At 69.4% G+C, this 23,701-nt stretch carries 20 protein-coding genes; 9 read left to right on the top strand and 11 right to left on the bottom strand.

Features of this window, described 5'->3' with window-relative positions:
• Nucleotides 1-175 precede the first annotated feature (175 nt).
• The 4 genes from guaB to guaA all read left to right on the top strand — a co-directional run bounded on the left by guaB (nucleotide 176) and on the right by guaA (nucleotide 6,454).
• On the top strand, nucleotides 176-1,717 hold the full coding sequence (guaB, locus tag LOK44_RS10095; RefSeq protein WP_237570571.1) for an IMP dehydrogenase: 1,542 nt from the start codon (nucleotides 176-178) through the stop codon (nucleotides 1,715-1,717).
• A 45-nt stretch (nucleotides 1,718-1,762) separates the two neighbouring features.
• Nucleotides 1,763-2,911 carry a GuaB3 family IMP dehydrogenase-related protein gene (locus LOK44_RS10090; RefSeq protein WP_237569877.1) on the top strand — a complete coding sequence of 383 codons (1,149 nt, stop codon included), beginning with the start codon at nucleotides 1,763-1,765 and terminating at the stop codon, nucleotides 2,909-2,911.
• 191 nt (nucleotides 2,912-3,102) lie between these two features.
• A complete protein-coding gene (locus LOK44_RS10085; RefSeq protein ID WP_237569876.1) occupies nucleotides 3,103-4,839 on the top strand; it encodes an FAD-dependent oxidoreductase in 1,737 nt (578 codons plus the stop codon).
• A gap of 34 nt (nucleotides 4,840-4,873) precedes the next feature.
• Nucleotides 4,874-6,454, top strand: coding sequence for a glutamine-hydrolyzing GMP synthase (guaA, locus tag LOK44_RS10080; protein WP_237569875.1), 1,581 nt, complete (start codon nucleotides 4,874-4,876; stop codon nucleotides 6,452-6,454).
• 39 nt (nucleotides 6,455-6,493) lie between these two features.
• On the opposite strand, the gene LOK44_RS10075 is transcribed toward guaA, so the two are convergent.
• The 9 genes from LOK44_RS10075 to LOK44_RS10035 form a co-directional block, all read right to left on the bottom strand.
• Entirely contained in the window at nucleotides 6,494-7,411 is a 918-nt protein-coding gene (locus LOK44_RS10075) for a MerR family transcriptional regulator (protein WP_372481213.1), read from the bottom strand.
• Between the two features lies 1 nt (nucleotide 7,412).
• Nucleotides 7,413-8,957: a flavin-containing monooxygenase gene (locus LOK44_RS10070; protein WP_237569874.1), complete on the bottom strand. Its 1,545-nt coding sequence runs from the start codon at nucleotides 8,955-8,957 to the stop codon at nucleotides 7,413-7,415.
• A gap of 1 nt (nucleotide 8,958) precedes the next feature.
• Nucleotides 8,959-9,879: a ferritin-like domain-containing protein gene (locus LOK44_RS10065; protein WP_237569873.1), complete on the bottom strand. Its 921-nt coding sequence runs from the start codon at nucleotides 9,877-9,879 to the stop codon at nucleotides 8,959-8,961.
• A gap of 9 nt (nucleotides 9,880-9,888) precedes the next feature.
• Entirely contained in the window at nucleotides 9,889-10,734 is an 846-nt protein-coding gene (locus LOK44_RS10060; RefSeq protein ID WP_237569872.1) for an SDR family NAD(P)-dependent oxidoreductase, read from the bottom strand.
• Nucleotides 10,731-11,738, bottom strand: a complete 1,008-nt coding sequence (locus tag LOK44_RS10055; protein WP_237569871.1) for an alpha/beta hydrolase — start codon at nucleotides 11,736-11,738, stop codon at nucleotides 10,731-10,733. The genes LOK44_RS10060 and LOK44_RS10055 overlap by 4 nt, the downstream gene beginning before the upstream one ends.
• A 176-nt stretch (nucleotides 11,739-11,914) precedes the next feature.
• Nucleotides 11,915-12,634 carry a hypothetical protein gene (locus LOK44_RS10050; RefSeq protein WP_237569870.1) on the bottom strand — a complete coding sequence of 240 codons (720 nt, stop codon included), beginning with the start codon at nucleotides 12,632-12,634 and terminating at the stop codon, nucleotides 11,915-11,917.
• Entirely contained in the window at nucleotides 12,631-13,857 is a 1,227-nt protein-coding gene (locus LOK44_RS10045; RefSeq protein WP_237569869.1) for a zinc ribbon domain-containing protein, read from the bottom strand. The genes LOK44_RS10050 and LOK44_RS10045 overlap by 4 nt, the downstream gene beginning before the upstream one ends.
• Nucleotides 13,854-15,377, bottom strand: coding sequence for a S53 family peptidase (locus tag LOK44_RS10040; RefSeq protein WP_237570569.1), 1,524 nt, complete (start codon nucleotides 15,375-15,377; stop codon nucleotides 13,854-13,856). Before LOK44_RS10040 ends, LOK44_RS10045 begins: the two co-directional genes overlap by 4 nt.
• Nucleotides 15,378-15,591: 214 nt before the next feature.
• Nucleotides 15,592-15,846: a hypothetical protein gene (locus LOK44_RS10035; protein WP_237569868.1), complete on the bottom strand. Its 255-nt coding sequence runs from the start codon at nucleotides 15,844-15,846 to the stop codon at nucleotides 15,592-15,594.
• 440 nt (nucleotides 15,847-16,286) lie between these two features.
• Here LOK44_RS10035 and imuA' point away from each other — a divergent pair, with 440 nt between their 5' ends.
• The 4 genes from imuA' to LOK44_RS10015 all read left to right on the top strand — a co-directional run bounded on the left by imuA' (nucleotide 16,287) and on the right by LOK44_RS10015 (nucleotide 19,615).
• Nucleotides 16,287-16,994, top strand: coding sequence for a DnaE2-dependent mutagenesis accessory factor ImuA' (gene imuA', locus LOK44_RS10030; RefSeq protein WP_237569867.1), 708 nt, complete (start codon nucleotides 16,287-16,289; stop codon nucleotides 16,992-16,994).
• 82 nt (nucleotides 16,995-17,076) lie between these two features.
• Entirely contained in the window at nucleotides 17,077-18,696 is a 1,620-nt protein-coding gene (locus tag LOK44_RS10025) for a DNA polymerase Y family protein (protein WP_237570568.1), read from the top strand.
• A 53-nt stretch (nucleotides 18,697-18,749) separates the two neighbouring features.
• The gene (locus LOK44_RS10020; RefSeq protein ID WP_237569866.1) at nucleotides 18,750-19,196 is read left to right on the top strand and encodes a MarR family winged helix-turn-helix transcriptional regulator; all 447 of its coding nucleotides are present in this window, start codon (nucleotides 18,750-18,752) and stop codon (nucleotides 19,194-19,196) included.
• On the top strand, nucleotides 19,193-19,615 hold the full coding sequence (locus LOK44_RS10015) for an organic hydroperoxide resistance protein (RefSeq protein ID WP_237569865.1): 423 nt from the start codon (nucleotides 19,193-19,195) through the stop codon (nucleotides 19,613-19,615). Before LOK44_RS10020 ends, LOK44_RS10015 begins: the two co-directional genes overlap by 4 nt.
• Here the strand turns inward: LOK44_RS10015 and LOK44_RS10010 are convergent.
• Both LOK44_RS10010 and LOK44_RS10005 read right to left on the bottom strand, forming a co-directional pair.
• On the bottom strand, nucleotides 19,612-20,664 hold the full coding sequence (locus LOK44_RS10010; protein ID WP_308192727.1) for a nucleoside hydrolase: 1,053 nt from the start codon (nucleotides 20,662-20,664) through the stop codon (nucleotides 19,612-19,614). The two genes, LOK44_RS10015 and LOK44_RS10010, sit on opposite strands and share 4 nt — an antisense overlap.
• Before the next feature lie 25 nt (nucleotides 20,665-20,689).
• Nucleotides 20,690-22,711: an SDR family oxidoreductase gene (locus LOK44_RS10005; RefSeq protein ID WP_237569864.1), complete on the bottom strand. Its 2,022-nt coding sequence runs from the start codon at nucleotides 22,709-22,711 to the stop codon at nucleotides 20,690-20,692.
• 109 nt (nucleotides 22,712-22,820) lie between these two features.
• On the opposite strand from LOK44_RS10005, the gene LOK44_RS10000 reads away from it, so the two are divergent.
• Nucleotides 22,821-23,690 carry a MaoC family dehydratase gene (locus LOK44_RS10000; protein WP_237569863.1) on the top strand — a complete coding sequence of 290 codons (870 nt, stop codon included), beginning with the start codon at nucleotides 22,821-22,823 and terminating at the stop codon, nucleotides 23,688-23,690.
• Nucleotides 23,691-23,701: the final 11 nt, after the last annotated feature.

Raw genomic sequence — 23,701 nt, 5'->3', positions numbered from 1 at the left:
TTCCACAGTACGCAGGCCCGCGGGCATCGCGCCAGCGGTGCGGGCCGTTCCACGGCACGTGTCCTGCACGGATTACGTGGTCCCGACGGGGCGTGAACCGGATGACCGCCGCTGGTCCCGATAGGATGGTCACTTGACGACTTTTCCGCGCCGCGCCTTCCGGGAGGCCAACCCCATGTCGATCGCTGAAAGCAGCCTTCCCCTCACCGTTCCTGTGCCGACCGGGGGTGACGACCCCACGAAGGTGGCCATGCTCGGTCTGACGTTCGACGACGTCCTGCTGCTGCCGGCCGCGTCCGACGTCGTGCCCGCCAACGCCGACACCTCCAGCCAACTGACCAAGCGAATCCGCCTGCGGGTGCCGCTGGTGAGTTCGGCGATGGACACCGTCACGGAGTCGCGCATGGCCATCGCCATGGCCCGCGCCGGCGGCATGGGCGTGTTGCATCGCAACCTGCCGGTCGCCGAGCAGGCCGCCCAGGTCGAGACCGTGAAGCGGTCCGAGGCCGGCATGGTGACCAACCCCGTGACGTGCTCGCCGACCAACACGCTGGCCGAGGTCGACGCGATGTGCGCGCGGTTCCACATCTCGGGCCTGCCGGTCGTCGACGATCACGGCGCGCTCGTCGGCATCATCACCAACCGCGACATGCGCTTCGAGGTCGACACCAGCAAGCCGGTCGCCGAGGTGATGACCAAGGCCCCGTTGATCACCGCGCAGGAAGGCGTCTCCGCCGAGGCCGCGCTTGGTCTGCTGCGGCGCCACAAGATCGAGAAGCTGCCGATCGTCGACGGACACGGCAAGCTGACCGGGCTGATCACGGTCAAGGACTTCGTCAAGACCGAGCAGTTCCCGCTCGCCACCAAGGACAGTGACGGACGGCTACTGGTCGGTGCGGCCGTCGGCGTCGGCGGCGACGCCCGTGAGCGCGCGATGACGCTGGCCGATGCGGGCGTCGACGTGCTGATCGTCGACACCGCCCACGCCCACAACCGCGGTGTGCTCGACATGGTGTCCTGGGTCAAGAAGATGTGCGGCGATCGCGTCGACGTGATCGGCGGCAACGTCGCGACCCGCTCCGCGGCCGCCGCGCTGGTCTCGGCCGGTGCCGACGCCGTCAAGGTCGGCGTCGGCCCGGGCTCGATCTGCACGACCCGCGTCGTCGCGGGTGTCGGCGCACCGCAGATCACCGCGATCCTCGAAGCCGTCGCCGCCTGCTCGCCCTCGGGCGTGCCGGTGATCGCCGACGGCGGGCTTCAGTACTCCGGTGACATCGCCAAGGCGCTGGCCGCGGGAGCGTCGACCGCCATGCTCGGGTCGCTGCTCGCGGGAACCGCCGAGGCCCCCGGCGAGCTGGTCTTCGTCAACGGCAAGCAGTTCAAGAGCTACCGCGGCATGGGCTCGCTGGGCGCCATGCAGAACCGGGGCGCGCAGAAGAGCTTCTCGAAGGACCGCTACTTCCAGGACGACGTGCTGAGCGAGGACAAGCTGGTACCCGAGGGCATCGAGGGGAGGGTTCCGTTCCGCGGCCCCCTCGCCACGGTCGTCCACCAGCTCACCGGCGGGTTGCGCGCCGCGATGGGGTATACCGGCTCGGCCACCATCGAGCAGTTGCAGCAGGCGCAGTTCGTGCAGATCACCGCGGCCGGTCTCAAGGAGAGCCACCCGCACGACATCGCGATGACCGTCGAGGCGCCCAACTACTACGCGCGCTAACCGCCCGCGCGAAATCTGAAGAGCTGACAGGAAGACGGCACCGTCATGCGTGACATGGTCGAAATCGGCATGGGCAGGACTGCCCGTCGCACCTATGAACTCGGGGACATCAACATCGTCCCGTCGCGTCGGACGCGCTCGTCGCAGGACGTGTCGACGAGTTGGCAACTCGACGCCTACCGGTTCGAGATCCCGGTCGTCGCCCACCCGACCGACGCGCTGGTGTCGGTCGAGTTCGCGATCGAGATGGGCAGGCAGGGCGGTCTCGGCGTCCTCAACGGCGAGGGCCTGATCGGCAGGCATGCCGACGTCGAGGCGAAGGTCCTCCAGGTCATCGAGACCGCGGCCAAGGAGCCCGACGACGGGTCGGCCGCCATCCGTCTGCTGCAGCAGCTGCACGCGGCGCCGCTGGACCCCGAACTGCTCGGCGCCGCGGTGTCGAGGATCCGCGAGGCCGGTGTCACCACGGCCGTCCGGGTCAGCCCGCAGAACGCGCAGGCACTCACCCCGGCACTCGTCTCGGCAGGCATCGACCTGCTCGTCATTCAGGGCACGATCATCTCCGCGGAGCGCGTTGCCCAGGATCACGGCGTCGGTGAGCCGCTGAACCTCAAGACGTTCATCTCCGAGCTGGACGTGCCCGTGGTCGCCGGTGGTGTGCTGGACCATCGAACGGCGCTGCACCTCATGCGCACGGGCGCCGCAGGCGTGATCGTCGGGTACGGGTCGACGGCGGGCGTCACCACCAGCGACGAGGTGCTGGGCATCAGCGTGCCGATGGCGACCGCGATCGCCGACGCCGCGGCCGCGCGCCGCGAATACCTCGACGAGACCGGCGGCCGGTACGTCCACGTGCTCGCCGACGGCGACATTCACACCTCGGGCGACCTCGCGAAGGCCATCGCATGCGGTGCGGACGCGGTGGTGCTCGGCACTCCGCTCGCGGTCGCCGCGGAAGCGCTCGGCGGCGGCTGGTTCTGGCCGTCGGCGGCAGCCCACCCGTCGCTGCCGCGCGGCGCGATGCTCGAGGTGGTCGAGGGGGAGCGGCCGTCGCTGCAGCAGGTGCTGACCGGCCCGTCCGACGACCCGTTCGGTTCGCTCAACCTCGTCGGCGGGCTGCGCCGCGCGATGGCCAAGGCCGGTTACTGCGACCTCAAGGAATTCCAGAAGGTCGGCCTGACCGTCGGGAGCTAGGCGCCTCTTCAGGACCCAGGGGGCCGAACGTGACGCCAGCGTCGCGTCGGCGCGCGACCGTCACTCCAGCGTCACGTTCGCGGCCAGTGCCCGATCATGCGCGCGCGTGGCCAGCGCCGATACCCGACTTTCTTTACAACTTAGGGTCACCTGTCTAGCACGTTACCCGTCGGTAAGTTCATAATGTCGGAATGGCTCATGACTACGACGTCCTGATCATCGGCTCCGGCTTCGGTGGCAGTGTGAGTGCACTCCGACTAACCGAGAAGGGTTACCGGGTCGGCGTACTCGAAGCGGGCAGGCGGTTCGCCGACGCCGAGTTCGCGAAGACGTCGTGGAACCTGCGCAAGTTCCTGTGGGCGCCGCAGTTCGGGATGTACGGCATCCAGCGCATCCACCTGCTCCGCAACGTGATGATCCTGGCGGGTGCGGGTGTCGGCGGCGGATCGCTGAACTACGCCAACACCCTCTACGTGCCGAACGAACCGTTCTTCAAGGACGGGCAGTGGCGCGACATCACCGACTGGCGCGAAGAGTTGATGCCGCACTACGAGCAGGCCAAGCGCATGCTCGGCGTCGTCACCAACCCGACCTTCACCGACGCCGACCGGATCATGAAGGAAGTCGCCGACGACATGGGCGTCGGCCACACCTTCGTCCCGACCCCCGTCGGCGTGTTCTTCGGCCCCGACGGCGAAAAGACCCCAGGCAAGCGCGTCCCCGACCCCTACTTCGGCGGCGTCGGACCGGAGCGCACGGGATGCATCGAGTGCGGTTCCTGCATGACGGGCTGTCGCTACGGCGCCAAGAACACGCTGCTGAAGAACTACCTCGGGCTCGCGGAAACCGCAGGCGCCGACGTGATTCCCATGACCACCGTCAACGACCTGGAACCGCAGCCCGACGGGTCGTGGAAGGTGCACACGGTCCGGACGGGACGCTGGGTCCGCAGGAAGAAGACCACGTACACCGCCGCGCAGGTCATCGTCGCCGGCGGTACCTACGGCACGCAGAAGCTGCTGTTCAAGCTGCGCGACACCGGCCGGCTGCCGGAGCTGTCGGAGAAGCTCGGCGTGCTGACCCGCACCAACTCCGAGTCGATCGTCGGCGCGGGACGGCTGCGCGTGCGCGACGACCTGGACCTGACCCACGGTGTCGCCATCACGTCGTCGATCCACCCGTCCGAGGACACCCACATCGAGCCGTGCCGCTACGGCAAGGGCTCGAACGCGATGGGGCTGCTGCAGACGCTGATGACCGACGGTCTGCTGCCCGACGGTTCCGGCGTGCCGCGGTGGAAGCAGTTGATCCAGTCCGCCAAGTCCGACCCGCGCGGCACGATGCGCCTGCTCAATCCGCGCCGCTGGAGTGAGCGCACGATGATCGCGCTCGTCATGCAGAACCTCGACAACTCGATCACCACGTACACCAAGCGCAACAGGTTCGGCGTGCGCCGGTATCTGAGCAAGCAGGGCCACGGCCAGCCGAACCCCACGTGGATCCCGGTGGGCAACGAGGTGACCCGGCGCATCGCCAAGAAGATCGACGGCGTCGCGGGCGGAACCTGGGGCGAGTTGTTCAACATCCCGCTGACCGCACACTTCCTCGGAGGTGCCGCCATCGGCAGCGACGCCGCGCACGGCGTGATCGACCCCTACCAGCGGGTGTACAACTACCCGACGCTCTACGTGGTCGACGGTGCCTCGGTGTCGGCCAACCTCGGCGTGAACCCGTCGCTGACCATCACCGCCCAGGCCGAGCGCGCCGCAGCGCTGTGGCCGAACAAGGGCGAGGAAGACCTGCGGCCCAGCCAGGGTGAGCCCTACCGCCGGCTCGATCCGATCCCGCCGGTGCGCCCCGTGGTGCCCGAGCACGCTCCCGCGGCGCTGCGTCGGCTGCCCATCGAACCCGTCAGCTCGGCGGGCTGACGGGTCGGGCTCGCGCCGCCACTAGACTGGCCCGGTGGAAACGGCTCCGGACCCTGATGTTCCTTCATCGCCACGTCCCGTTCTGGTGGTCGACTTCGGTGCGCAGTACGCGCAGCTGATCGCACGGCGGGTCCGCGAGGCGCGGGTGTACTCCGAGGTGATCCCGCACAGCGCGACCATCGACGAGATCAAGGCCCGCGATCCGCAGGCGATCGTGCTCTCCGGCGGTCCGGCGAGCGTGTATGCCGAGGGCGCACCGCAACTCGACCCGGCCGTGTTCGACATCGGCGTCCCGGTGTTCGGCATCTGCTATGGCTTCCAGGCCATGGCGCAGGCGCTGGGCGGCACCGTCGCGCACACCGGCACCAGCGAGTACGGGCGCACCGAGCTGTCGGTGGCCGGCGGCTCGCTGCACTCGGATCTGCCTGAGACGCAACCGGTGTGGATGAGCCATGGCGACGCGGTGACCGAGGCGCCCGAGGGGTTCGACGTCGTCGCGACCAGCGCCGGTGCGCCGGTCGCGGCGTTCGAGAACCGTGCCCGTCGGCTCGCCGGGGTGCAGTACCACCCCGAGGTCCTGCACACGCCGCACGGCCAGCAGATCCTCAGCCGCTTCCTGCACGACTTCGCAGGCATCGGCGCGACGTGGACTGCGGCCAACATCGCCGACGCCCTCGTCGAGCAGGTGCGCGCCCAGGTCGGCGACGGGCGGGCCATCTGCGGTCTGTCCGGCGGCGTCGATTCGGCGGTGGCCGCAGCACTGGTGCAGCGGGCCATCGGCGACCGATTGACGTGCGTGTTCGTCGACCACGGTCTGCTGCGGGCAGGCGAACGCGGTCAGGTGCAGCGCGACTTCGTCGCATCGACCGGCGCGAACCTGGTGACGGTGGACGTGGCCGACCGGTTCCTCGAGGCGCTCACCGGCGTCACCAACCCCGAAGGCAAGCGCAAGATCATCGGCCGGGAGTTCATCCGGGCGTTCGAGGGCGCGGTGCGCGACATCGTGTCCGACGGTCATGGCGAGGTCGACTTCCTGGTGCAGGGCACGCTCTACCCCGACGTCGTCGAATCCGGCGGCGGCTCTGGCACTGCCAACATCAAGAGCCACCACAACGTCGGCGGGCTGCCCGACGACTTGAAGTTCCGGCTAGTGGAGCCGCTGCGGTTGCTGTTCAAGGACGAGGTCCGCGCCGTCGGCCGCGAACTCGGGCTGCCGGAGGACATCATTGGGCGACAGCCGTTTCCGGGTCCCGGGCTCGGCATCCGCATCGTCGGCGAGGTCACCGCGTCACGGCTCGAGACGCTGCGCCGCGCCGACGCGATCGCGCGCGAGGAACTCACCGCGGCTGGTCTCGACGGGCAGATCTGGCAGTGCCCGGTAGTGCTGCTGGCCGACGTCCGATCAGTCGGCGTGCAGGGCGACGGCCGCACCTACGGGCATCCCATCGTGCTGCGTCCGGTGTCCAGTGAGGACGCGATGACGGCGGACTGGACCCGGGTGCCCTACGAAGTGCTGGAACGCATCTCGACGCGCATCACCAACGAGGTGCGCGAGGTCAACCGGGTGGTGCTCGACGTGACGAGCAAGCCGCCCGGCACGATCGAGTGGGAGTAGCGCCCGGCGGGCAGGAGCGAAGCGACCGGGGGAAGGGACTCAGTCGGCTTCGGAGTCGGCCGCCTTGGCGATGTAGTCGCCGAGGATCTGGCTGACGGCCGACTCGATCGTCGTCTCGATCGAGAACGCCAGCGTCGCGGTGACCGCGCTGACCGCCTGGGTGCGGAACCGCACCAGCATTGTGATCAGTTCGGCCACTTCGGTATCCGGCGGCAGCTCGGCGCCGGGCTTGATCCGGTCGACGACGTGCTCGACGCCCGCCTGCACCAGCAGGGCGCTGATCTGGTCGGCCAGCGGCTCGATCTGCTCGTGCAGGTCGACGAGCTTGTCGGTCGCGACGCCGTACTGCCGGATCTCGTTGAAGATCTCGATCAGCTGTGGGCGCACCACGGTGACCTGACCGTCGTGCTCGGCGTCACGCTTGATGACGCCGTTGCCCAGCATCCGCTCGAACGCCGCATCGTCGTCGACCAGGCTGCGTGCGTCGTCCTCGGTCATGCGCTCGGGCCGCTCGGTGGCCCAGGTGCCCGCGATGGCGGACTCGAGGCCCAGCATGTCGCCGAGATCCTTGCCCTGCTCCCAGGCCGAGAGCATCTCGTGCACGTGGGCGATGTTGTAGCCGCGGTCGAGCATCGAGGTGATGAGCCGCAACCGGGTCAGGTGAGTGTCGTTGAACAGCGCGATCCGCCCGACGCGCAGCGGCGGGTGCAGCAGCCCACGGTCGCGGTACACGCGGATGTTGCGCGTGGTGGTGCCCGCCAGCCGCGCCAGCTCCTCGATCCGGTACTCGCCGGACGCCTCGATGCCGTGCGGTTGAACCGCGGCGTCGAACAGTTGCGACACCGCGTTCTCGATGACGTCGCGCGACCCGCGCCGGATCTGGCGCGGCGCCCGTCGAAGCCCGTTCAGGATCGTCGAGATGGCGCCCGCCTGCTGCCGCGGCTGCTTGGCGGACACGTCAGGCAGATGACATGACTGCTCCACCGGATCGGCGGGCGCGCACGTCGCCGGGTGCGGGACTCGCCGCGTCCCGCGGCACCGCGTCGTAGTCGCCGAACCGGAAGTCACGCATCTGTCGAAGATACTGCGTAGCGAATCCCGGGTACATCGAGGCGTTGAACCCGTCGGGTGTCAGGTACCAACTGCTGCACCCGCTCATCCACGTCGTCTTCGTCAGCCGGCGCTGGATGACCTCGTTGTGCCTGCGCTGCACGTCCTCCCTGACGTCGAGGAAGCGCAGGTCGTCGCGCAGGATCCTGGTGATGCCTGCGACGGCGTAGTCGATCTGGCCTTCGACGAACACGAGCAGCGAATTGTGGCCCGGCCCGGAGTTCGGGCCGGTCATCAGGAACAGGTTCGGGTAGCCGTGGGCGTTGATGCTCTTGTAGGCCTGCGCGCCACCCGCCCAGTCCTGCGCCATCGTGCGGCCGCCGCGGCCGGTCACCGGGTATGGCGGACCGGTGAGGTGGACGTCGTACCCCGTGGCGAAGACGATGGCGTCGAGGTGGTGCTCGATGCCGTCGCTGGTGCGGATGCCGACGGGGCTGATCGTGGCGATCGGCCAGTCGATCAGCTTGCAGTTGTCGCGTTGCAACGCGGGGTAGTAGTCGTTGGAGATCAGGATCCGCTTGCACCCGGGGGTGAAGTCGGGCGTGAGTTGGCGACGTAGCCACGGGTCCTGAACCTGCCGTTTCAGGTGCGCCTTGCTGATCCGCTTGACCACGCCGGTGAGCGGCGAGTTCCACACCAGTGCGGTCGCGCTGGCCTCGTGTCCCCAGTACAGCGCACCCCTCGCAATGCGTTGCACGGCAGGGACCTTGGCGAACACGCTCTGCGCCGTGGCGGGTGTCGCGAGGTCCAGGCGCGGCATCACCCAGCCCGGGGTGCGTTGGAAGACCTTGACGAAGTCGGCCTGCTTCACGAGTTCGGGCACGATCTGCACCGCACTGGCGCCGGTGCCGATCACGGCGACCCGCTTGCCGGTGAAGTCGTAGTCGTGGTCCCAGCGGGCGCTGTGGATCTTGGTGCCCTCGTAGGTGTCGAGCCCACGGATGTCGGGCCAGTCGTGGTCGGGCAGCGGCCCGGATGCGAGCACGACGGTGCGGGCGCGGTAGGTCTGCCCGCCGGTGGTCCGGACGTCCCAGATGCCGAGGTCCTCGTCGAACTCGAGGCCGTTGACCTCGACGCCGAAGTGTATGCGGCGCCGGAGGTCGAACTGGTCGACCATGTCCTCGATGTGCCGTTGGATCTCCTCGGCGGGGGAGTAGGCCCGCGACCACGTCGGGTTCGGCACGAACGAGAACGAGTAGAGCAGCGACGGGATGTCGCACGCTGCACCGGGATACGTGTTGTCCCGCCAGGTACCGCCCACGCGGTGCTCGCGCTCGACGATCACGAGGTCGTCGACGCCCGCCTGAGTCAGCTTGATCGCCGCGCCGATGCCGGAGAAGCCGCTACCGACGATGAGCGTGTCGTGGATCCCGGTGGAGCCCCGTGTCGCCACGTCAGGCCGCCGGCTCGTGGGTGAGTTCCTTGAACCATGACGGGATGGGGCTCAAGAGCTTCTTGGGGTAGCGATCCGAGGCCCACACCATGGGGTTGGCGATCCAGTGGTAGGGGTTGTCGGGTTTGACCACCATGCGTGCGTGGAGCTTGAGCATCTGATAAGTCGGTACACGCCAGGTGTACTCGGCGCGCCCACCGAGGTCCTTGAACCGCATCATCGCCTTGTAGAGCCGTTCGGGTTCCAGACCCATGTCGACGATGTTGTTCCGCATCCGGTTGAGCAGCGGCACGTACATGATCATCCCGATGATCAGGCCGGGAGTGGCGAAGCTGCCGACGAAGTCGACGGCGAGCTTGCGCGCCTTCGCGTGGCCGATGAGGTTGAGTACCTCGAAGTCCACTGCGATGTGGCGGGATTCGTCGTTGTTGATCTTCTCGAACACCTGATGACAGACGGGATCGTGGACCTCGTCGAGCAGGAACTTGAGCAGCGCGCCGTCGAGCGCCACCTCCAGCATGGGGATCACGGTGCCGAGCACGGACAGTGACATGTCGTCGGCATAGCGGTCCAGCCACTGGATGGCCAGCCGGATGTTGACGTTCGGTTCCGGCATCTCGCCGTCGTCCAGCATGCCCCACCGCTTCATCAGCGCGAGTTCGGCATTGGCGTGCCGCTGCTCCTCGGCGTGAAAGTAGCGGTAGATCTCGGCCAGCGTCGGCGTCGGCGCCTTCTTGGCGAGTGCGGCGAACCCGCGTGCACCCACGTTCTCGATCCAGCAGAGGTCGGCCATGAAGGCCTTGAGCTTGGGCCGGAACTCGTCGCTGATGGTCTCGGCGCCGGGTGCGTCCCAGTCGATGTCGGCCAGCGCCCACTGCCTGTCCTTGATCTTCGCCAACATCATGTCCATGTCGATAGCCATCAGGGCCTCCTAGGAAGTCGTCACGCGGGTGGTCAGTCCGACGGCACGGGTGTACACCGTCGGGGTGAATCGCTTGATGCCCCAGCCGATCCTGGCGTCGGGCTGCGGCATGCAGTAGAGGCCGCCGCGGTCGTGGGTGTCCAGGCACGTGCGGGCGACCCGCTCGGGACTGAAGCCGGTCAGGCGCATCAACCGGTCGGCCAGCTGGGTGGATTGGGCTGTGATGCGGCCTGATTCGACGATGCCGGTCTTGACGAACGTCGGGCACAGCGCGGTGACGCCGATCCCGGTGCCGGACAGTTCGGCGGCAAGCGTCTCCGACAGGGACAGCACGCCTGCCTTGCTGACGTTGTAGGCGGCCATGCCGGGTGCGGCGCCGAACGCGGCCGCGGAGGCGACGTTGATGATGCCGCGCGGTCGCCGGGAATCGTCGGCACGCAGGATCGGTGCGAAGACGTGGCAGCCGTGGATCGGTCCCCACAGGTTGATGCCGAGCACCCAGTTCCAGTCGTCGAGGGTCGCCTCGCCGATGGGCGTGCCGCCCGCGCCGACGCCTGCGTTGTTGACGACGAGCGATGGCGCCCCGCCGAACCAGTCGGTCGCATGTGCGGCGAGTGCGGTGACGTCGTCGATCTGGGAGACATCGCACCGCACGGAGGTGGCCGAGCCGCCTGCGTCGATGATGGCCTTGGCCGTTGCGGCGGCGGTGATCTCGTCGAGGTCACTGCATACCACGCGGCCGCCGCGGCGGGCCAGTTCGAGGGCGAAGGCGGCGCCGATGCCGCTGCCCGCGCCGGTGATGACGGCGTCGGCTCCGACGGTGCGCTTGGGGCCTCCGCGTCCGAAGACGTTCATCCGGCGGCCCGCTCCATGCTCGAGTCGGCCCACGATTCGGCGACGAACGCCGCGACGCGGCGCATCGCCGGGGCGGCCTCGGGGGTGAGCCGGGGCAGCGCCTGGAACACGTGGACCTGGTCGGGCCACACCTCGAGCGTGCAGTCGCCTCCCGCGGCAGCGACGTCCGCGGCGAGCCTGCGCGCGTCGGCGACGAGCATCTCGCCACCGCCGGCCTGGATCAGCGTCGGCGGCAGTGTCCGTCCGGCCGCGACGTCGAGCGTGAGCCGCGGGTCGGTGAGATCAGTTCCGGCGCAATACAAGCCGACCAGCTTGGCCGCGTCGACGGCACGAATCGCCGGGTCGCGGCGCAGTTCCTCGCGCGTACGGGACAGCCCGAAGGTGAGGTCGATCAGGGGTGAGAACAGTGCGACGCCCGCCGGGTGCGCCACGTCGGGCTGCAGCAGGAGGTCGACGGCGAGGTGGCCGCCCGCGGAGTCGCCCGCGATCAAGGTCTGGGCCGGGTCGAAACCCTGCTCGTCACACAACCAATCCCACCCGGCGCGGACGTCGACGGCCGCGGCGGGGAAGCGGTGCTTGGGTGCCAGGCGGTAGTCGACGCAGAACACCGGCAGTCCGGTGAGCCTGGACAGCCACGCGGTGAGGCGGCGGTGGGTACGCGGCGAGCACAGCGCGAACCCGCTGCCGTGCAGGAAGTAGATGGCCCGGGTGGATTCCTCTGCGTCACCGACGCCTGCGCCGCGGACCCATTCGCCGACCACGCGCCTGCCGTCGGCCAGCCGCACGTCGACCGGGGTGACGCGGGTGCCGGCCAGGGACGGCCCGAAGGCATCCATGATCCGCGCGACGATCTGGCGCGAGGTCCACAATCCCCAGGCGCGCTCGGGTGGCAGCACCGCGCTGATCTGGCGGAGCGTCAGGCCGCTGACCTTCGCGGCGCCGCGGGAGCGCAACGAACCGCGGATGGGTATGTCGGGATCGCTCGCGCTCGGTGTGGCGGGCATTCGGACCTCCATTGGTCGAACCGTCCGACGAGTACACCATCAATGGTGACATTGGTCAATGTCACCATTTGGCATTGTGCGGCGGCGGTCACTCCGCCGAACTGGAGAGTCACGTCGCTGCGCGCCGGGAATCACGACGTGACTCTCCAGTTCGGCGCAGCAGCGGGCCGGGCCGCTCAGCGCGAGGGGTCGCCGCGCCAGGTGAAGCTGTTGACGTACTTGCCCATGTCCAACGCGATCTGGAGATTGGCGGCCGAGGGCTTGCCGGAGCCGAACTCGGGGCCGAACGCGTGGTACGGCCCGAGCGCGGCGGCGACCAGGGCCAGATCGTTCTTCACCGCCACCATGATCAGCACCCGCATCCGGGTGTAGCTCGTGGCCATGCCCTGCGGCCAGCAATCCACCGCGACGCCGAAGCCGGGCTGGTAGCCGACCATCGCGTTGGGGATCTCGTAGGCCGTCTTGATGTCGGGAATCGACTCGAGCACCAACTCGTAGGCGATGTCGCGTGGTGCGCGGCCCCGCGCCGGCTCGCTGAACAGTTGCAGCGTGCCGCCGTCGCCGACCAGCAGATCGGCGTTGATGCCGTCGGGTTCCATCTTCACGTCGTAGGCGGAGCCCTGCGCCGGGTAGGCGACGCTGAACGAGCCGTCTGCGGCGGTGAATCGCGGGTTGATCGTCACCGGGTCGCCGATCGGCGGGGTCCCGCAGTCGGGCGGGCAGACGTAGCGGGCCGCCGGCTGTTGGATCGCCCCGGACATCGCGACGAGGCCGCCAGCGATCACGGCGATGGCCAGTACCCACACGACGACGAGGTGCCGGTGGGAGGGCCTGGGCTGTTCGGGTACCTCGTAGGTGCCGCCGTAGTACGAGTAGCCCTGGGCGACGGTGGTCACGGCGACGTCCCCGCATTGGGTTCGATTCGCACGGGCCGTAGTTCACGACGAGCAGCCCGCGACGACCGCGACGCGGCGTGTGTCGCGGCACCACAGGCCGGGCAGAACGCCATGTCGGGGATGACGTGGCCGCAGTGCGGGCACTGGATCAGCTCGTCGAAGATCTCGTCGTGCTGTTCGTGCAGCAGCGCAAGGTGCAGGCCGACGCGTAGCAGCAGCAGCGCCAGTGCTGCGACGCTGAGATGCACTGCCAGCTGGACGAATTGGGACACCTGGGCGACGTCGATCAGGCCGAGCCCCCCGTAGAGGGCGATGACCGCGGTTCCCATCAGGAACAGCGCGAGGCGCACGTAGTTGCGGTGCTGGTCCTTCTTGTTCGCCGGTCTGGTGAACCAAAGCGCCGCACCGATGAGTCCGCCAACGCATGCCGCGGTCAGCGGCACCGCGATTCCGCGGATGCCCGCCTCGACCATCAGGCCGTCCATCGGTCTGGCGCGGGCCACCATGCCGGTCGTGAACTGCGGGGACAGCCTGGTGAGCGTGGCCGCGCCGGTGCACATGAGCGCTCCCAGGGCGCCTATCGCGAAGCCATCCAACGCCTCCCGGGTGCCTGGGCGTGCGAGCCGGACGATCAGCGCGGGGACGATCATCAGCAGCATGCCGCCGATGGGAACGCCCAGTCCGTCTCGAAGTAGTCGGGACGCGGCCACACCGGCACCGAGGGGGACGTCGTAGGCGTTCGAGACCATCTCGCCGGTCAGCAGCACCCAGCCGACGCCGATGCCGATGCCCAGTGCCGCGGTGGCCACCAGCGTCGCCGAGGAGATGTCGCGGTAGACGTTGGCTTCCTGCAGGTAGATCAGGAACAGCAGCGGTAGGCCCAACGACGACACGGTGATGAGCGCGGCGGGCAGGCGGAACAGCGTCGCGGCAATCAGCGCGGCCAGGAGCAGGCCCAGTCCAAGCAGGAACGGCGTGCGGGATCCCGAGGCCAGGTGGGGGAACAGGGAGCTGACGATGTTCGGTGTCAGCAGGTGCTCGCCCGGGGAGGCGCTGAATGCTCTGATGCGCAGCCATTCCGGGCCGTTGCCGGGTTGCTCCTCGAGGTGGCACCCGCAGAGCCCGCAGAAGTCGCCCGCGGGGACGTCGGTCTGGCAGACCGAGCACTCCATCGTGGGGCGTTCGTCGCCGCTCGTCGGGACGTCGGTGTCGTCTGTGCTCATCGGGTTGCCCTTTGGAGGATGAGGATGTTGCGGACCAGGTTGTCGACGTCAGGGGTGCCCAGCCCACTGACGAGGTCGTACCCCGGGCCCGCGGTGTCGACGGCGTTGCCGCCGAGGGTCACGTCGCGGAAGGCGGGCAGCGGTGCTCCCGCGGCGATGCGGTACAGCACGGGGTTCGCGTCGCCGATCTCGCGGCCGCCGTTGGCGAGCAGGTACTGGTTCATCACGGCGGCCAGTCCGGACCAGATCGGGGCAGACTGCGACGTCCCGCCACCGACCACCAGGTTGCCGTCGAGCACGATCTTCACCCCGGTGAACGGATCGGCGACCGCCGCGATGTCCGGTGTCATGCGCTTGCCGTCGTTGCGTTCCGGCGTGACGCTGCTGTTGATGCCCCGCTGCCACGGCGGAGCGTCGAACAGCGTCGACACCCCGCCGCCGGTGCCCTGGGACAGTGGCACGTCGAACCAGGCCTGCTCCGAGAGCCAGCCGCCGTCGGAGTCGGTCGACAGCGTGGTGCCGCCGACGCTGGTCATCTCGGGAAGCGAAGCGACGGAATCCAATCCGACGTCGGATGCGCCGGGTGGTGAGTCCCAGTCGTCGCCGCCGCGGCACTCCAGTCCGGCGAGATCCCCGCTGGCGTTGAACGAACTCGTCCCGTTGCCGTGTGCGCGCACCAGCGCTGCGCGCACCGGCGCCAGATCGGCGGCGGTGAGGAGTTTGTCGCAACCCCATCCGATGGAGAAGCTCCAGACGGCACCGGGGAAGTCGCGGTCGGTCTGCTCGAGCATCTGGCCGATCTTCACGTAACCGCCCTCGCCCTCGACGGTGGGTCTGGCGTTGACGACGACCTTGGTCGCGTCGGGCGCAATGGCGTGGGCCACTTGCAGATCCATCGTCAGTTCGCCGCGCGGCCTGCCCGCTTGGCCGCCGACCACGACGGGGGTGAACGACGGGAGCCCGAACGTCGAGGTGAACGTGTCGAGGTCGGTCTGGGCGAAGCCGTCGAACGCGAAGATCACGATCGTCTGGCCCTTGCCGGTGAATCCGGCGCGGGCCAGTGGGGTGACGTTGTAGGTGTTGAGTAGCGCGGTGGGGTCGAGCCCGCGGTCGGGCACGTCGAGCGGCAGGTCCGGTCGAGACATACTGTGCGGCATGTAGCTCAGGATCCGGCCGAGTTCGGCCACCTCGTGACGAAGGGATGCCGGCACCTGCGGTTGCTGCGGGGAGGCGTAGAACTCCTGGCCCCGCTTGCCGCGGTAGTCGTGCACCTCGACGGCGAAGGCCGCTGCCACCGCGGTCGGCGATCCCTCGAGTACGGCCCAGCCGTCGCCGGGTCGCCATTGAACCGAGAGTTCGTGTCCGGCAGCCCATTCGGTGAGCGCGAGGGGCTGTACGGCCCGGCGGAGCGTGGCGGTCAGCTGAACGTGGTCACCACGTGCGGGACCGAGATCGGTCGACGCTGCGAGCAGCAGTGCGAACGGTCCGTCGATCGTGTGGGCCCGAGGGTCCGGTCGCATCCTGAGATCGGAGGCGACCAGCAGGCTCACGGCGACGATCGCGACCAGCAACCAACATCCGGGCCTGCCGCGTCTCGGCGACGCGGTCACGGGGTGTGACGGCTGAGGAGTCACGTGAGTCGAACTGCCGCAGTACCTCGGGAGCCGCCGACGCGGCCCACCGGCCCCGGTGACGGGGTGGTGGGCCGGTCAACGCTCCCGAGGCTGCGCGATGTCAGTTGTCGCCAGGAATGGCGGTCGGCGCCGGGGGCGCCTTGATCGACGGTGTGAAGAGGTTTCCGCCAGTGGGGTTGATCGACTTCTCGGTGGGTGACACCGAAGGGGCCGACGTCTCAGTGGTGGTGGTGGTCGTGGTTTCGGGGGATTCTTCCTCGTCGGTACCACAGGCGGCAGTCAAGCCGACCATGGCAACGATCGCGGTTCCGCCCACGGCCGCCGCGATGCGACGAGCCAGACGATTCGACTTCATGATGCTGTCCTTTGACTATCCCCGAGTAGCGAACACGTGATCTTCGGCGGATCGCAGCGCGATCCCGCACGGTCCGTGGTTCGGTTTCGAGGACCCGAGAGAGTCCCTCTGCCTGCGGTTCATGGCCCGTACACCAGCCCCATCCCGAAGTGGGTTCTGGCGATCTTGACTCTAACCGACGAGGCAAATCGCCGCATGGTCATTCCGGGACGCTCTCGTCGGGGGCCGGCGGGCAGGAGCGGAGCGACCCGGGGAAGGGCCGGCGGGCACGGGCGGAGTGCCCCGGGAGAGGGGCGACCACGCCCGCCGGTTCGACACGCCCGGGCGGCCCTCGCTCGAGCCTCATCCGCTTGACGGTTGTCGGAGGGTGAGTGTTTACTCGACGTATCGAACAAGTGTTCGATTGAACGCCTGATTCAGATGTTGCGGGAGGTGCTTCTGTGACCAGTGCTACGGGTCTGCGTCACCACCGCTCCGACCGCTCTGAGCAGGTAGAACAGCTGCGCCGCAAGATGGCAGCGATGTCCGGAAAGGGGGCTGCGGGCACGGCTTCGCCGCAGCCTACCGCGACGCCCCGACAGGCGCTGCTGCCCGACTCCGAGACTTTGCTGCCGGTGCCGGAATCGCTGGCGGATCTGCTTCCGAAGGGGTTGCCCAAGGGAGCGGTGGCGGTGCTGTCGGGGGCGCGGTCGCTTCTGCTCGCGATGGTGGCCGCGGTGACGTCGGAAGGCGGGCATGCGGCGATCGTCGGCATGCCCGACGTCGGACTACTGGCGGCGGTGGAGATGGGCGCCGACCTGAGCAGGCTTGCGGTCATCCCCGATCCGGGCACCGATCCGGTCGAGGTCGCCGCCGTCCTGATGGACGGCCTGGATCTGGTGGTGCTGAACCTGGGTGGACGGTCCGTCGCGCCGACCAGGGCGCGGGCGGTGACGGCGCGTGCCAGGCAGAAGCAGTGCACCCTGCTGGTCTCCAATGGTGACTGGCCGGGTGCGTCGGCCCGGCTGGAGGCCAGGGTCTGCGGCTTCGACGTGACGGGTGCGGGGGTGGGGGCGCCGATACCGGGATGCGGCCGGATCAGCCGCGTGCGGCTGGCCATGCGTGGCCGCGGCCGGGCGAGTGATCCGCTTCGCGCCGTGGGCGGGTGACGTGACGGGCTCGGCCACCACCCGGTCGGCCACCACCCGGTCGGCCACCGTCAGGACCACCCGGGTGCTGGCGATCTGGTGCATGGACTGGCCTGCCGTGGCGGCTGCTGCGGCGGCGGGTCTGCCGCCGACCGAGCCGGTGGCCGTGACGCTGGCCAACCGCGTGGTGGCCTGCTCGGCCGCGGCGCGCGCGGCCGGGGTGCGCCGCGGGTTGCGGCGACGGGAGGCGCAGGCGCGGTGTCCGCAGTTGCACGTCGCGGCCGCCGACCCGGCGCGCGACGCGCGGCACTTCGAGGGCGTGACGGCGGCGGTGGACGAGGTGGTGCCCCGCGCCGAGGTGTTGAGGCCGGGGCTGTTGGTGCTGTCGGTCCGCGGGGCGGCCCGCTACTTCGGTTCGGAGCAGGGCGCGGCCGAGCGGCTCGTCGACGCCGTGGCGGCTGCCGGGGCGGAGTGTCAGGTCGGTGTCGCCAATCAGCTGGCCACCGCGGTGTTCGCGGCGCGGGCGGGCCGGATCGTCGAACCGGGGGAGGACGCCCGGTTCCTGGCGCCGCTGTCCATCCGCCAGTTGGCCGCCGAGCCGAGCCTGGCCGATCCTCACCGCGACGAGTTGGCGGACCTGTTGTGGCGCATGGGCATTCGAACGGTCGGTCAGTTCGCCGAGTTGTCCCGCACCGACGTGGCGTCCCGCTTCGGTGCGGACGCCGTGGCCGCACACCGGTTCGCCCGCGGCGAGTCCTCGCGTGGGCCGTCGGGCAGGGAGCCGCCGCTGGACCTCGACGCCGTGCGCACGTGCGATCCACCGGTGGAGCGGGTCGACGCGGCGGCGTTCGCCGGCCGGTCGCTGGCCGCTGAACTGCACCGCAGCCTGGAGGCGGCGGGCATCGGCTGCACCCGGCTGGCCATTCACGCCGTCACCGAGAACGGCGAAGAACTGCAACGGGTCTGGCGGTGCGCGGAACCGCTCACCGAGGACGCCACGGCCGACCGCGTGCGCTGGCAGCTGGACGGCTGGCTGAACCGGCGCATGCAAGACCGGCCGACCGCGCCCATCACCATGCTGCGTCTGCACCCGGTGGAGGTGGTGTCGTCCTCGGCGTTGCAGCTGCCGCTGTGGGGATCCTCCGGGGACGAGGACAGGCTGCGGGCTCGCCGGGCACTGGTGCGGGTGCAGGGTCTGCTGGGGCCGGAAGCGGTGCGGGTGCCGGTGCTCAGTGGTGGGCGCGGACCGGCCGAACGCATCTCCTTCACCCCGCTGGGCGACGAACCGGTGCCGCGGGCCGATCCTACGCAGCCGTGGCCGGGGCAGCTGCCGGATCCGTCGCCGACGGTGCTGCTCGACGATCCGGTGGAGGTGCTCGACGTCGACGGCACGCCGGTGCGGGTGACCAGTCGCGGGATGCTCTCCACGGATCCGGCGCGTCTTCGGGTGGCGGAGTCGCCCACCCCGCTGGTGGCTGCATTGCTTCCCACGGCAGGGGTCGATCGCGGCGCGCGGGTGGGCACGGTGAGCTGGTGGGCAGGGCCGTGGCCGGTCGACGAAAGATGGTGGGACGGCGGGCATTCCTCGACCCGGCAGGTGGGTCCCGGGCGGACCGCGCGCATGCAGGTGCTGCTCGAGGCGCCGTCGGAGGCAGGTCCGGGATGCGCGATGCTGCTGTGCTACCGGCAGCGGAGGTGGTACCTCGAAGGGGTCTACGAATGAGATCGACGACACATTGATTGTACACAATTGAATTGTGGACTACTGTCTCTGGCATGGCGGTGGTCGGAATCGATGATCAGTTGTGCTTCGCGCTGTACTCGGCATCGCGCGCGATGACCGCCGCCTACCGGCCGATCCTGGCCGAACTGAACCTCACCTACCCGCAGTACCTCGTGATGCTGGTGCTGTGGGAGGAGGAGCAGGTCACCGTCCGGCATCTCGGTGACCGGCTGCACCTCGACTCGGGCACGCTGTCCCCGTTGTTGAAGCGCCTGGAGGCCGGCGGTCTCATCAGCAGGCAGCGGTCACGCGAGGACGAGCGCGTCGTCGAGGTCACCCTCACCCCCGAGGGCCGTCGGCTCTCAGGCCGGGCCGAGTGCATTCCGGAGCAGCTGTTCTCCGCGACCGGCATGACCGCTCGAGACGCCGAGGACTTGCGCGACGCGGTCCGTCGACTCACCGATGCGCTCAGCGCATCCGAAGGAAGGAAAGACTCGTGAAGACTCTCTACACCGCAGAGGCACTGGCCACCGGCGAGGGCAGGGACGGCCACGGCCGCACCTCCGACGGACGCCTCGATCTCGACCTGGCTACGCCCACCGAACTCGGTGGCAGCGGCAACGGCACCAACCCCGAGCAGCTGTTCGCCGTCGGCTACGCCGCCTGCTTCCACTCGGCGCTGCGACTGGTCGCCCGCCAGGAGAAGGCCGACGTCTCCGATTCCGCAGTGGGAGCACGGGTTTCGCTCGGCCAGATCAATGGCGGCGGTTTTGGCCTTGCCGTCGAGCTGGAGATCACCCTGCCCAACCTCGATCACGACGCGGCGCAGGCGCTGGCCGAGAAGGCGCACCAGGTGTGCCCCTACTCGAACGCCACCCGCGGCAACATCGAGGTGACGCTCACCGTCGGCGACGACTAGGAGACGAGGCGCGCCGCGAACGGCCCCACCCGGGCGATGAAGCGGTCGAAGAACGCCTCGGGATCGACCTCGACGCCGATGTGCGCGTTGGGGTAACGCCCCCACGCGCCGGACCAATCGGCCACCGTCATACCGCGGGTCAGCGTGCCGGTCAGCTCGACGTCGACCGTCGCCTGCCGGTAGCGCACCAGGTCGGGATCGAGCGCCACCGCGGCGGCCAGTGGATCGTGCAGGTGTGCGAGGTATCCCTCGCCCTGATCGAAGTGGAACTCGAAGTAGAACCGCATCGCATCCTCGAGGACGCGGATCAGGGGATTGGCGGCGGCCGATCGCGTGCCGCGGTCGTCGAGCACGCTCATCGGCGTGGTCGACGACCCGGCTGCGGCCGCGAGGCGCCCGAGTGTCGACGGTGTCATCGCGGCGTGCTCGGTGAGGTTGAGGCCCAACACGATCGGCAGGTGCGAGGGCTTCTCCAGACCCCACGCCGCGCCCCACACGTTGAAGACCTCCGACGCTGCCTCGGGGTCCACGTTGACGTTCCACTCCGACACCGGCGTGGTATTTCCGCGGTAGCCGAAGGCGCCGCCCATGATCACCAGACGCCGCAGCAGCCGCGGCAGAGCGGGCTCGATGCGCATCGCCAGCGCGAGGTTCGTCAGCGGGCCCACGGCGAGGCCGACGAGTTCCCCGGGATGCTCACGCGCCGCGCGCACCCACGCCTGCGCCGCGTCGTAGTCGGTCAATCGTCCGTCGGCAGGAGGCAACCGGGCATACCCGAGCCCCTCCGGACCGTGGGTGTCCTCGGCGGTGCGCAACGGGATGGACAGCGGCCCGTCGGCCCCCCTGGACACGGGTATACCCGTGCGACCGCACAGTTCGAGCAGCCCGAAGTTGTTGGTGCACACCTGATCGACGGGCACGTTGCCCGCCGTGGAGGCGATGCCCACCACGTCGGCGTCGGCACTCGCGAACAGATAGGCGAGCGCCATGGCGTCGTCGACGCCGGTGTCCACGTCGGCGAACACGGGTACAGCCTCGGCCTCCGTCACGCCGCCAACGATAGGGGCGACGGAGTCACCAGTGCACGCCGGGGACCAGTCGCACCGCCCGCGTGACGGGCCGCCTGATCGCACCGGGCAGGCGCACCTGGGGAACGGTGGGCCGGGCGGGCCGCCTCGACCGTCGCACCACCTGCGCCGCGGGGCTCTCCCCACGGGCCGCGGGGGAGTCCGGATACCCGAGGTAGAGCTGGTGCAGTATGCGGCGGGACAACTTCGGGACGACGTAGGTTCCGAGATCGGCCAGCGTCCCGACCGGGGTGTCGATCCGTGCAGGCTTGTCGACGAGTCCGCGCACCACCATTGCCGCGGCGTGTTCGGCGGTGATGGCCGGCATCGGATTGAGTTGGCGCGACGGGGCGATCATCGGCGTCTTCACCAGCGGCATATGGATGTTGGTGAAAGTCACGTGGTCCGAGAGCGTTTCGGTGCCCACGACGTCGGCGAACGCGTCGAGCGCGGCCTTGGTCGGAACGTAGGCGCTGTACTTCGGGCTGTTGGCCTGCACGCCCGCACTCGAGACGTTGACCACGTGGCCGAACCGGCGCTCCCGCCAGTGCGGCAACAGTGCCAGCACCATTCGCACGGCGCCGAAGTAGTTCACCGCCATGACGCGCTCGTAGTCGTGCAGTCGGTCGGTGGACGCGCTCACCGATCTGCGGATGGACCGACCGGCGTTGTTCACCAGGTAGTCGACGTGACCGAAGCGGCCCAGGATGTCCTTGACGGTGTGATCGACCGATGACGAATCGGTGACATCACAGGTGAATGCGTAGGCGCGACCGCCCTTCTCGCGGATCTCGGCCACCAGGTCGTCGAGTGCGTCGGCGCTGCGCGCCAGGGCGAACACGGTGGCTCCGCGCTCTGCGACGGCGATGGCCGAGGCGCGACCGATGCCGCTCGAGGCGCCGGTGATGATTACGTGCCTGCCGACCAGCGGGCCGGCGGGATGGTCGCGGCGGGCCCGGTCGGGGTCCAGGTGCTCGGCCCAGTACCGCCAGAGGCGGGGTGCATAGTCGGCGAATTCGGGGGCCGTGATTCCGCTGTCCTGCAACGCCTCCGATGTGTGCTCGGAGGCGAAAGTCGGTGCGAGTTCGACGACGTCGAGCACCTCGCCGGGGACGCCCAGCTGCGTTGCGGCCATGTTGCGCAGCACCTTCGCTGCGCCGGACGCGTTCATGAATGGGGCGGCGGTGGCGCGCGGCAATGCTCCCCGCAGCGGGGGGAGCCCGGCCTCCTTGGCGATGCCGCGGTAGATGCCACGGAGTCCGGTCGTCGTGCGGGCGGTGAGGTGGAACGTCTGCCCGTCGCGGCCCTCGGCGTGCATCAGCGCGACCAATGCGTCGACGACGAAGTCGACGGGCACGATGTTGGTGCGGCCGACGTCGGGCAGCAGCACCGGCGTCAACGACGGTAACTTCGCCAGCCGCGCCAGCACACCGAAGAAGTAGTAGGGGCCGTCGACCTTGTCCATCTCGCCGGTGCGGGAGTCCCCGACGACGACGCCGGGGCGGTACACGCGGTACCGCAATCCGGGCGTCGAGCGCACCAGCAGTTCCGCCTCGAACTTCGTCTGGTGGTAGGCGGTGGGCAGGTTCTGCGAGACGTCGAAGTCCTCCTCGGTGTACTCGCCGCGGAAGTCACCCGCGACCGCGATGGAGGAGACGTGGTGCAGGGTTGCGTCCAGGCGTGACGCGAGGTCTGCGACCGCGCGGGTGCCGTCGACGTTGGTGGCCCGCTGCTGGGCGTCGTCGGCGGTGACGTCGTAGATCGCCGCGCAGTGCACGACGTGGTCGACCCGCCCGACGTCGGCCAGCGTCTGGTCGCTGAGCCCGAGGCCCGGCGTGGTCAGGTCGCCCACCAGCGGTTTCGCGCCGTCGCCCCACTGCTCGGCGAGCTGCTCGAAGCGCCCGAGCGACTCGCGTCGCACCAGCACCCACACCTGTGGGGCGTCACCCGAGGGGCTCGCGGAGGACAAGATCTTGGACACGACACGGCGACCAATGAACCCGGTACCGCCGGTAACGACATAGCGCATCCGGCTCATGGTCGTCCTCGGCGCCCGGAACGTCAATGCCCTCTCGTGCCCGTCGGCTACTGTCCGTCACGAGCCCGTCTGAACGCCTTCGCCCACAGGGAGACATCTCATGCCGATCAATCCGGACGCCATCGGAGCCAAGACCGATCCGCAGCGCTTCTCGTGGACCGACCGCGAAACGCTCCTGTACGCGCTTGGCGTCGGGGCAGGCACCAACGATCTGGCGTTCACGACCGAGAACAGTCACGACATCGAGCAGCAGGTCCTGCCCACCTATGCCGTGATCGCCTGTCCGGCATGGGGTGCCGCCGCGCACGTGGGCTCCTTCAACTGGGCGATGCTGCTGCACGGCAGCCAGCGGATCCGCCTGCACGCGCCGCTGCCACCCGCCGGGGCGCTCGACGTCACCTCCGAGGTCGCCGACATCCAGGACAAGGGTGACGGCAAGAACGCGATCCTCGTCCTGAAGGGCACCGGCACCGACCCCGAGACCGGCGAGGTCGTCGCCGAGTCGTGGTCCACTGCCGTGATCCGCGGCGAGGGCGGCTTCGGCGGGCAGCCGGGCGACCGGCCCGCCGCCCCCGTGTTCCCCGACCGCGAGCCCGACGCGAAGGTGCCGCTGCCCACCACCGAGGACCAGCCGCTGATCTACCGGCTCTCAGGTGACCGCAACCCGCTGCACAGCGACCCTTGGTTCGCGCAGAACCTCGCGGGCTTCCCGAAGCCGATCCTGCACGGCCTGTGCACCTACGGTGTCGCGGGCCGCGTGCTGGTCGCCGAACTGGGCGGCGGCGACGCGACCAGGATCCGGGCCGTCGGCGCGCGATTCACCTCGCCGGTGTTCCCGGGCGAGACCCTGACGACGTCGGTGTGGCGCACCGAACCCGGTCACGCCGTGTACCGCACCGAAGCCGCCGAGCCCGACGGCTCCAATGCTCGCCTGGTACTCGACGACGGCACCGCGGAGTATGTGGACTGACGCGATTACCT

Origin of the sequence: Mycolicibacterium lacusdiani, from assembly GCF_021916785.1 — a bacterium.
Lineage (GTDB): Bacteria > Actinomycetota > Actinomycetes > Mycobacteriales > Mycobacteriaceae > Mycobacterium > Mycobacterium lacusdiani.
The sequence above is the reverse complement of the archived record's forward strand: the minus strand, read 5'-3'. Positions and strand labels throughout refer to the sequence as shown.